This window comes from Paracoccus aestuariivivens (genome assembly GCF_009711225.1).
Lineage (GTDB): Bacteria > Pseudomonadota > Alphaproteobacteria > Rhodobacterales > Rhodobacteraceae > Paracoccus > Paracoccus aestuariivivens.
The window spans coordinates 103,667-112,769 of record NZ_WMIE01000009.1; the positions used below are offsets into that span (position 1 = coordinate 103,667).

A 9,103-nucleotide genomic window follows, 5' to 3' on the forward strand; every position below is an offset into this window, starting at 1 on the left:
GTGACATTTGCGCACTAGATTGGCTTGTCCCACATGAGGGGCAAGCCGGAGGCCCATGCAGGAAGATGATCTAAGCACCGGATTGCCGGACGGCGGCAGGGCAGGGATGTCCGGCCGCTGGGGGTTGCGTGCTGTGATCGCGGCTCTGCTTGTGCTTGCGGTGGGCACGATCTGGTTCACCAATAGCTGGCTATCAGCCCGTTTTTCCGAGAATACCCGCGTCCGGACCGAACTGCGCTCGGCGCTTTACACCGGCAACCTGCTGTCCGAATTGCAGAGAACCTCGGTCGTGCCGCAACTGCTGGCACGTGACCCTGCATTGATCTCGGCGCTGACGGGGAATGATTTTTCGGGGACATCCGCACGGCTGATTTCCGCGCAGAAGGAAATCGGCGCGGCCTCGATCCGGTTGCTGGATGCATCGGGGCGGACTGTCGGATCGACCGACCGCAATCTAATCGGCACGAATTACGTGCAAGAACCGTTCTATGTCGAGGCGCTGCGCTCCAAGGACACGGTCTTTACCGTCTCTCCCTCGCCGCAGGGTGTCTACGAATTTGCCTATTCCCGCGCCGTCGTCGCGGACGGGCGGACCTTGGGGGTCGTGGTCGTCGGCGCGGATCTGACCCGTCTGGTCCGGTCATGGGCCGGAATTTCCGATGCCATCGCCGTAACCGACAGCTCGGGCCAGATCATCCTGTCGACCGAGCCGCGCTGGCGCGGACTGACGCTACCCGAGGCGCTGGCCGTCCGCTCCGCCCCGTCAGCGATTGCACGGGCGTTTCAGGTGACGGCGGACTGGACCTCGCCTCCGGTCGATGCCTATGTGCAGGGCAAGGCGGTGATGCAGGCCGAGACGCGGATCCCGTTCCGTGGCTGGAAGATGATTGCCTTTACCACCTATGATTCTGTCCGCGAGCGGGTGAACGCCGTTCTGGCCATGGTCATCATGGGCTTTGCCATTCTGTTGGCGGCGGTTTTCTATTTGCTGTCGCGTCGCGCAAGGGTCGAATCAGCGGCCTATATGCGGGAATCGGCCGATCTGCGGGCGCTGAACCTTCGCCTGACCCGCGAGATCGCCGAACGCGAGCGCGTTCAGCGCGAGTTGCGCGTGGCCGAGCAGACCGTGCAGCAGTCGTCGAAACTGGCGGCGCTGGGTGAGATGTCCGCGGGCGTCAGCCACGAATTGAACCAGCCACTGGCGGCGATGAAAACCTATCTGGCTGGTGCGCGACTGCTGTTGCAACGCGGTCGCTCGGAAGAGGCCATGTCCAGCTTCCAGCGCATCGACGATCTGGTCGAACGGATGGGCGCGATTACCCGCCAGTTGAAATCCTATGCCCGCAAGGGCGGCGAAGCCTTTGAACCGGTGGATTTGCGCGCCGCGCTGTCCAGCGCGCTTGTCATGATGGAACCGCAATTGCGCAACCGCACGATCCGGTTGCAGCGCAGCATCCCGCGCTATCCGGTCATGGTTTACTGCGACAGGATCCGGCTGGAACAGGTCATCATCAACCTGCTCAGGAACGCTATCGACGCCATCAAGGCGGTGCGCGATCCCGCGATCGAGATCACGGTCAGTTCGGGCTCTCACGCATTCTTGTCCATTCAGGACAACGGTCCGGGCGTTTCCGATCTGGAAAAACTCTTCGAACCCTTCTTTACCACGAAGAAACCCGGCGAGGGCACCGGCCTTGGGCTTGCCATCTCGTCCGGAATTGCAGCCGATTTCGGTGGCCGCCTTACCGCGCATAATGCCGCGGACGAAGGAGGACGGGGCGCCGTATTCGAACTTGAGCTGCCGCTTTACGATCCGGCCCGCAAGGCTGTGGTCCCGGAAGCGGCAGAATGACGATGGAAAGGTAACGCGCCAATGAGCCGCACGATGAAGATTGCCGTGGTGGATGACGAACCGGATATGCGCGAGTCGATCCGGCAATGGCTGGCGTTGTCGGGTTTCGACACGGAAACCTTTGCCAGCGCTGATGATGCGCTGAAGGTGATCTCGGCCGAGTGGCCGGGGGTCATCATCTCGGACATCCGGATGCCGGGAATGGACGGGATGGCGTTCCTCAAGCGCTTGATGGGAATCGATTCGGGTCTGCCGGTCATTATGATCACCGGTCATGGTGACGTTCCGATGGCGGTCGAGGCGATGCGGATCGGCGCGATGGACTTCATGGAGAAGCCCTTCAATCCCGAACGCCTGACCGAACTGGTCAAGCGCGCGGGGCAGGCGCGCCGGATGACCCTGGACAACCGCGCGCTCCGTCGTGACTTGTCGGAAGGCCAGCAGGTCATGTCCAAGCTGATCGGCGCAAGTCCCGTGATGGACCGCTTGCGCGAGGATATTCTGGATCTGGGTCAGGCCGACGGCCATGTCCTGATCGACGGCGAGACCGGCACCGGCAAGACGCTGGTCGCCCATGCCCTGCATGCCGTGGGCCCGCGCGCCTCGAAGAAATTCGTGCCGATCTCCTGCGCGGCCTATAATGACGAGGTTCTGGCCGGAAAGCTGTTCGGGCCGGTCGAAAACGGATTGCCTGCGGTCGAGGAAGCCCGCGGCGGTACGCTTTGCCTTGAAGATATCGAGGCGCTGTCCGATCCGTTGCAGGCCCGTCTACTGGCCTTCATCGCGGAACAGGGCGTGCCTGCCGAAACCCGCATCATCGCCATCTCGAACGCGCGTGGCGAAGGGCGCAAGGCCGAGGATTCGTTGCGTCCCGACCTGTTCTACCGCCTGACCGCGCTGAAAATCACCCTGCCTCCGCTTCGTTCGCGCGGCGAGGACATCCTGTCGCTGTTCACGCGTATGACCGAGCAGTTCAGCGAGGAATATGGCTGCGAACCGCCGCAGGTCACCGCGCAGGAGGCCGCCCAGCTGTTGCAGGCGCCTTGGCCGGGCAATGTGCGTCAACTGATCAACGTCGCTGAACGTGCGGTGCTGCAGAACCGTCGCGGCTCGGGTTCGATCGCGTCGTTGTTGATGGCGGATGGCGAGGACACGCAGGAAGCCACAACGACCGAGGGCAAACCACTGAAGGAATATGTCGAGAGCTTCGAGAAGATGCTGATCGACAACACAATGCGTCGCCACAAGGGCAGCATCGCAGCCGTCATGGACGAGCTTTGCCTGCCGCGCCGGACGCTGAACGAGAAAATGGCAAAATACGGTCTGAGCCGCGGCGATTACCTTTGATCGTCTAAAGCGGGTCAGAGCTGTGGCATCGGCGATGTCGATGTCACAGGTGTCGGGCTTGTGCAGCTTGCGTCACATTCGGTTGAAAAACCCATTGTAACGGCGCTGACTTCCCCGCTATCTTGCTCGCAAGGGGCGGCCTTCGCAATTTTCGGTTGCTTGCCCCCATCAGTTTCGCAGCGCGTCTGCTAGCCGCGACACCCGAAAAGTGCCGGCTGTGCCAAGCGCGGAAAATCGCACCCATGCCCCGACGGGGCCTCTGGGTATCCGTGATCGCCGCCCGGACTGCCAAAAGGTGGATCGGGCCAAGAAAGGTAAACAGACGCGATGGATCGCGCTGAGCAGCTTGATCGGCAACGGTGTCAGGGGAAAGCCCTTGACGCCGCGATTGCTGTTGTCTGCGCGGCGCGTCGCGTCCCCATATTGAACGGTCGTTCGCCAGCGCCCCCTTTGCGCGCAGGTAGGAGGCCGTCCGAAAGTCGGAAACATGTCAAAGAAAATGCTTATCGACGCCACGCATGCCGAGGAGACTCGGGTTGTCGTGGTGGATGGAACCAAGGTTGAGGAGTTCGACTTCGAAACCGTCAACAAGCGGCAGCTTGCTGGCAACATCTATCTGGCCAAGGTAACACGGGTCGAACCCTCGTTGCAGGCCGCGTTCGTGGATTACGGTGGAAACCGCCACGGCTTCCTTGCCTTCGCCGAGATCCACCCGGATTATTACCAGATCCCGGCTGCCGACCGTAAGGCGCTGCTCGACGAAGAACGTCAGGCCGCCGCTGCCGATAACGATGACGACGAAAAGCCCAAGCGCAGTTCGTCATCGCGCCGCCGCAAGGCCTCGAAGCCGGCAGCCGCCGATACGGGCGATGTTGTCGTGTCCGAGGAAATCGCCGGCATGACTGTGGTGGACACCTCGGAAGGCGAGGGCGATGTCGTCGCGCTGGTCGAGACTGCCGAAACCGCAATCCCTGTGCATGATCACGCTGACGAAGACGGCGGCGACGATCATGCTGATGACGATGCGATCGAGTCGATTGCCGAAGAAGACGTGGCCGAGGAAATCGCGCCGCCGAAAAAATCGCGTCCGCGTCGCTATAAAATTCAGGAAGTGATCAAGGTCCGGCAGATCATGCTGGTTCAGGTCGTCAAGGAAGAGCGCGGCAACAAGGGCGCGGCCCTGACCACCTATCTGTCGCTGGCCGGTCGTTACTGCGTCTTGATGCCGAACACCGCGCGCGGTGGCGGGATCAGCCGCAAGATCACCAATGCCGCTGACCGCAAGAAGCTGAAGGAAATCGCCTCCGAGTTGGAGGTTCCGGAAGGCGCGGGCCTGATTATCCGCACCGCTGGCAGCCAGCGCACCCGGACCGAGATCCGCCGCGACTACGAATATCTGATGCGGCTTTGGGAGCAGATCCGCGAACTGACCTTCAAGTCGATCGCGCCTGCGCCGGTCTATGAGGAAGGCGATTTGATCAAGCGGACGATCCGCGACATCTACTCGAAGGAAATCGACGAGGTTCTCGTCGAGGGCGAGCGCGGCTACCGCACCGCCAAGGACTTCATGAAGATGATCATGCCGTCCCACTCGAAGAACGTGAAGCATTACACCGATCCGATGCCGCTTTACGCACGCTATCAGGTGGAAAGCTATCTGGGCGGCATGTTCAATCCGGTCGTCCAGTTGAAGTCGGGCGGTTACATCGTCATCGGCGTGACCGAGGCGCTGGTTGCCATCGATGTGAACTCGGGCCGCGCCACCAAGGAAGGCTCGATCGAGGATACGGCGGTCAAGACCAACCTTGAAGCCGCCGAAGAAATCGCCCGCCAATTGCGCCTGCGTGACCTTGCCGGTCTGATCGTGATCGACTTCATCGACATGGAAGAGCGCAAGAACAACGCCGCCGTCGAGAAGCGCTTCAAGGACAAGCTGAAAACCGACCGCGCCCGCATTCAGGTCGGCCGCATCTCGGGCTTCGGCCTGCTGGAGATGTCGCGTCAGCGCCTGCGTCCGGGGATGCTGGAATCGACTACGCAGCCTTGCGCGCATTGCCACGGCACCGGCCTGATCCGCAGCGATGACAGCCTTGCGCTGACCATCCTGCGCGGAATCGAGGAAGAAGGTACCCGCAAGCGGTCGCGCGAAGTGCTGGTCAAGGCTCCAATTGCCGTTGCCAACTTCCTGATGAACGCCAAACGCGAGCATATCGCGGGTATCGAGGCGCGTTACGGTATGTCCGTCCGCGTCGAGGCCGATCCGACGCTGATCTCGCCCGATTATGCGATCGAGAAGTTCAAGACCGCGACTCGGAACGTCCCGGAGGTTGTTTCGCCGGTCGTTTCGGTTGACGCCAAGCTGATGGCGCAGATCGACGATGAGGACTTCATCGAGGATGAGGTCGAGATCGAGGAAGAGGATCGCGCCGAAGAAGCCGTGGTCGAAGCGCGTTCGGAAGAAGCGCGTTCGGAAGAGGTTCGCGCCGAGAATGGCGAAGGCAGTGGCAAGTCGCGTCGCCGTCGCCGTCGTCGCCGCCGCAATGGCCGCAATGGCGAAGAAGGTGCTACCGCTGAGGATCAATCCGGTGACGATCAAGCCAGCGATGATCTGGCGTCCGAAGATGAAGTCGAGCCGGAAGTCGCAGCTGAGGTCGCCGTTGCGGATGTGGCTCCGGCGGACGCCGCCCCTACTGAGGACGCTCCTAGCGAGCCCGCAAATGCCGCCGCTACACCGCGACGCAACTCGCGTCGCCGTAAGGCGCCTGCACCTGTGGAAGCTGCCGCCGTCGTTGAGGCAGTTGAAGCCGTAGCTGTCGAAGAAGCAGCTGCGTCGGAAGCGGGCGAGCCTGTTGCCGATCTGTCCGCTTCTGAAGTGATCGAGCAGATTTCCGAGGTCGCGGCCGAGCCGGTCGCTGAAGTCCCGGCCGTAGAACCTGCCGAGGTCTTGGTCGAAACCGTTCTGCCCGTGGCCGAACCGGAACCCCGATCCGAGCCGCAGCCCGAACCGGCATTGACGGCCGAGAACGACACGGCACGTCCCAAACGACGCGGTTGGTGGTCGCTCGGCTGAGCCTTCTGCAACAATAACATAAGATTGACAGGCGCGGGACTTTCCCGCGCCTTTCTCATGGCGCAATCTGCCGCTCATGTTGGGAATCGAACTTGCAGATGCCGCCTTCTTGCCTGCCGCGACGGTCGCGCTGCTGGCGGGGATTCTTTCTTTCTTGTCGCCGTGCGTTCTGCCGATCGTGCCGCCCTATCTGGCCTATATGACCGGAGTTGGCGTCGGGGGACTGAAAACAGGCGAACGCAGCGCCGTGCTGCCCGCGGTGTTCTTCGTGCTTGGGCTGTCGACCGTATTTCTGCTGATGGGCATGGCAGCCTCGGCCTTCGGGCGGATGTTCCTGCAATGGCAGGATTGGCTGTCGCGCGGGGCAGGGGCGGTCGTCATCATTCTGGGTCTGCATTTCCTGCACATCATCCGCATCCCGATCCTCGATACGGAAGCGCGTCTGGATACGGGTGAACGTGGCGGCAGCACCTTCGGGGCCTATATCCTCGGACTGGCCTTCGCCTTTGGCTGGACCCCGTGCATCGGGCCGCAACTGGGCATGATCCTGTCGCTTGCGGCCACCGGAGGCGAGGCGGGCCGTGGCGCGTCGCTGCTTGCGATCTATGCGCTCGGGTTGGGCATCCCGTTCCTGCTATCGGCGATCTTCATCAACCGCGCGATGGGACTGATGAACCGCATCAAGCCGCATCTGAAACTGATCGAGCGGCTCATGGGCGGTTTGCTGGTGATCGTCGGGCTTGCCCTGCTGACCGGAGCCTTCCCTGCTTTTGCCTATTGGCTGCTGGAAACTTTCCCTTGGCTCGCGGCGCTGGGTTAACCTTGCAATCCTGTCCCCTTCCCAGCCAGGCTGCGCGCAAAGACGACGGGGGACGGAATGACATTGCTGATGGATATTGCTGCGTTGAACGCTTTTCTGGGGCGCGAGTTTCCGCAGATCGCAGACCAGATCAGGGTGGATGGACTTGACGATGACCGCCTGACCGCGCGTTTGGTCGTGGCGGAAAGCCACCTTCGGCCCGGAGGCACGGTCAGCGGTCCGTCCATGTTCGCGCTTGCCGATGTGACGATCTATCTGGCGATCCTCGCGCGGATAGGTGAGGTGGCTTTAGCGGTCACGACGAATGCCTCGATCGACTTCATGCGCAAACCCGAGGCCGGACGCGATCTTTTGGCCGATTGCCGTATCCTCAAGCTGGGAAAGGTACTGGCGGTTGGTGAGGTTCTGATCCGTTCCGAGGGGGTATCCGATCCGGTCGCGAGATGTTCGATGACCTACTCGATTCCTCCAAAACCGTCGAAAATTCGCGACGTAACTTGCGGTATCTAGATACCTATTTCATAACGTATTGGTTTTGAATAATTAAATGAGTATCGCGGCTCTTGATTCGTGACCGCGTTTCGCCGATATACCGTCATCTCGAATTACACCCCTAAAGGGACGACCGATGAAAACCTATACCGCGAAACCGGCGGAGATCGAGAAGAAGTGGATCCTGATCGACGCCGAGGGCGTTGTTCTGGGCCGTCTTGCTACGATCGTTGCTATGCGCCTGCGTGGCAAACACAAGCCGACCTTCACTCCGCACATGGACATGGGCGACAATGTCATCATCATCAACGCCGACAAGGTGCAGATGACCGGCGACAAGCGCGATGCCAAGAAATACTACTGGCACACCGGCCACCCGGGCGGCATCAAGCACCGCACCGCACGCCAAGTGCTGGAAGGCGCCCACCCCGAGCGCGTCGTGATCAAAGCCGTTGAGCGCATGATCTCGCGCAACAAACTGGGCCGTCAGCAAATGACCAACCTGCGCGTTTATGCGGGTGCCGAGCACCAGCACGAAGCTCAGCAGCCCGAAGTTCTGGACGTCAAGTCCATGAACCCCAAGAACACCCGGAGCGCGTAAACCATGGTCGAAGACATCAAAACTCTGGATGATCTGAAATCGGTCACCACGGCAGCCGCTGTTGCCGAAGCTCCGCTCCACGTCGCTCAGCGCGATGCTCTGGGTCGTGCCTATGCAACCGGCAAGCGTAAAGACGCTGTCGCTCGCGTTTGGGTGAAACCGGGTTCGGGCAAAGTCGTCGTCAACGGCAAAGACATGTCGGCCTATTTCGCCCGTCCGGTGCTGCAGATGATCCTGCGTCAGCCTTTCGAGGTTGCCGGTGTCGTCGATCAGTACGACGTGTTCGCAACCGTTGCCGGTGGTGGTCTGTCGGGTCAAGCCGGTGCGGTCAAGCACGGCATCTCGAAAGCGCTGCAACTGCACGAGCCGTCGCTGCGCGCCGCTCTGAAAGCCGCTGGCTTCCTGACCCGCGACTCGCGCGTCGTCGAGCGTAAGAAATACGGTAAGGCAAAAGCCCGCCGTTCGTTCCAGTTCTCGAAGCGCTGATTTCAGCTCTTTCTGGAATACGGAAACGCGGTCCTTCGGGGCCGCGTTTTTCGTTTCAGTTTCGGGAATCGGTGCGGGCAGGGGCCAAGGCGTTACGCAATGCGATTCTTTCTATGCCCGGATCTGCTGATATTGGACCTGTTCGGTCGAGATTTGCGTCAGCTAAAGTTCGCACATGGCCCATCGAAACGGCATTACGTCAATTTTTTGCGTGAGTTTGCGACATAAAAATGACATTAAATCATTATCTTGTGCTTTTTATTCGTGTGAAGCTCATTTTTGCGCTTGTAAGCATCAATCGCAGGGCCTAAATACGCCTTCACCGAGACGGCGAGACGCTGGAACGGTTCGGATCGGGTGTCTTTGTTGAGGCGCTGATCTGGAAAATTTGAGAAGTTTGATGGCTTGCACGGCGCCGTTAGGAAATGGCGCGGT

General features: G+C 60.8%; 8 protein-coding genes. 7 read left to right on the forward strand and 1 reads right to left on the reverse strand.

Going from position 1 to position 9,103, the window contains the following annotated elements; all coding sequences use genetic code 11:
* Positions 1-106: 106 nt before the first annotated feature.
* The 7 genes from GL286_RS14895 (at position 107) to rpsI (ending at position 8,668) form a co-directional block, all read left to right on the forward strand.
* Positions 107-1,852 carry a sensor histidine kinase gene (locus GL286_RS14895; RefSeq protein ID WP_170295219.1) on the forward strand — a complete coding sequence of 582 codons (1,746 nt, stop codon included), beginning with the start codon at positions 107-109 and terminating at the stop codon, positions 1,850-1,852.
* A gap of 21 nt (positions 1,853-1,873) precedes the next feature.
* A complete protein-coding gene (locus GL286_RS14900) occupies positions 1,874-3,199 on the forward strand; it encodes a sigma-54-dependent transcriptional regulator (protein WP_155096364.1) in 1,326 nt (441 codons plus the stop codon).
* 487 nt (positions 3,200-3,686) lie between these two features.
* Positions 3,687-6,269, forward strand: coding sequence for an Rne/Rng family ribonuclease (locus GL286_RS14905; protein WP_155096365.1), 2,583 nt, complete (start codon positions 3,687-3,689; stop codon positions 6,267-6,269).
* A gap of 76 nt (positions 6,270-6,345) precedes the next feature.
* The gene (locus GL286_RS14910) at positions 6,346-7,089 is read left to right on the forward strand and encodes a cytochrome c biogenesis CcdA family protein (RefSeq protein WP_155096366.1); all 744 of its coding nucleotides are present in this window, start codon (positions 6,346-6,348) and stop codon (positions 7,087-7,089) included.
* A 57-nt stretch (positions 7,090-7,146) separates the two neighbouring features.
* Positions 7,147-7,599, forward strand: a complete 453-nt coding sequence (locus tag GL286_RS14915) for a PaaI family thioesterase (RefSeq protein WP_155096367.1) — start codon at positions 7,147-7,149, stop codon at positions 7,597-7,599.
* A 118-nt stretch (positions 7,600-7,717) separates the two neighbouring features.
* A complete protein-coding gene (rplM, locus tag GL286_RS14920) occupies positions 7,718-8,182 on the forward strand; it encodes a 50S ribosomal protein L13 (RefSeq protein WP_155096368.1) in 465 nt (154 codons plus the stop codon).
* 3 nt (positions 8,183-8,185) lie between these two features.
* Positions 8,186-8,668: a 30S ribosomal protein S9 gene (gene rpsI, locus GL286_RS14925; protein WP_155096369.1), complete on the forward strand. Its 483-nt coding sequence runs from the start codon at positions 8,186-8,188 to the stop codon at positions 8,666-8,668.
* Positions 8,669-8,904: 236 nt separating this feature from the next.
* On the opposite strand, the gene GL286_RS22325 is transcribed toward rpsI, so the two are convergent.
* The coding region (locus tag GL286_RS22325; RefSeq protein WP_211596355.1) for a hypothetical protein at positions 8,905-9,103 on the reverse strand (199 nt) is incomplete at its 5' end.

Coding starts and splice junctions, on each gene's coding strand:
- GL286_RS14895 (WP_170295219.1), top strand. CDS start 107: ATGTCCGGCCGCTGGGGGTTGCGTGCTGTGATCGCGGCTCTGCTTGTG.
- GL286_RS14900 (WP_155096364.1), top strand. CDS start 1,874: ATGAGCCGCACGATGAAGATTGCCGTGGTGGATGACGAACCGGATATG.
- GL286_RS14905 (WP_155096365.1), top strand. CDS start 3,687: ATGTCAAAGAAAATGCTTATCGACGCCACGCATGCCGAGGAGACTCGG.
- GL286_RS14910 (WP_155096366.1), top strand. CDS start 6,346: ATGTTGGGAATCGAACTTGCAGATGCCGCCTTCTTGCCTGCCGCGACG.
- GL286_RS14915 (WP_155096367.1), top strand. CDS start 7,147: ATGACATTGCTGATGGATATTGCTGCGTTGAACGCTTTTCTGGGGCGC.
- rplM (WP_155096368.1), top strand. CDS start 7,718: ATGAAAACCTATACCGCGAAACCGGCGGAGATCGAGAAGAAGTGGATC.
- rpsI (WP_155096369.1), top strand. CDS start 8,186: ATGGTCGAAGACATCAAAACTCTGGATGATCTGAAATCGGTCACCACG.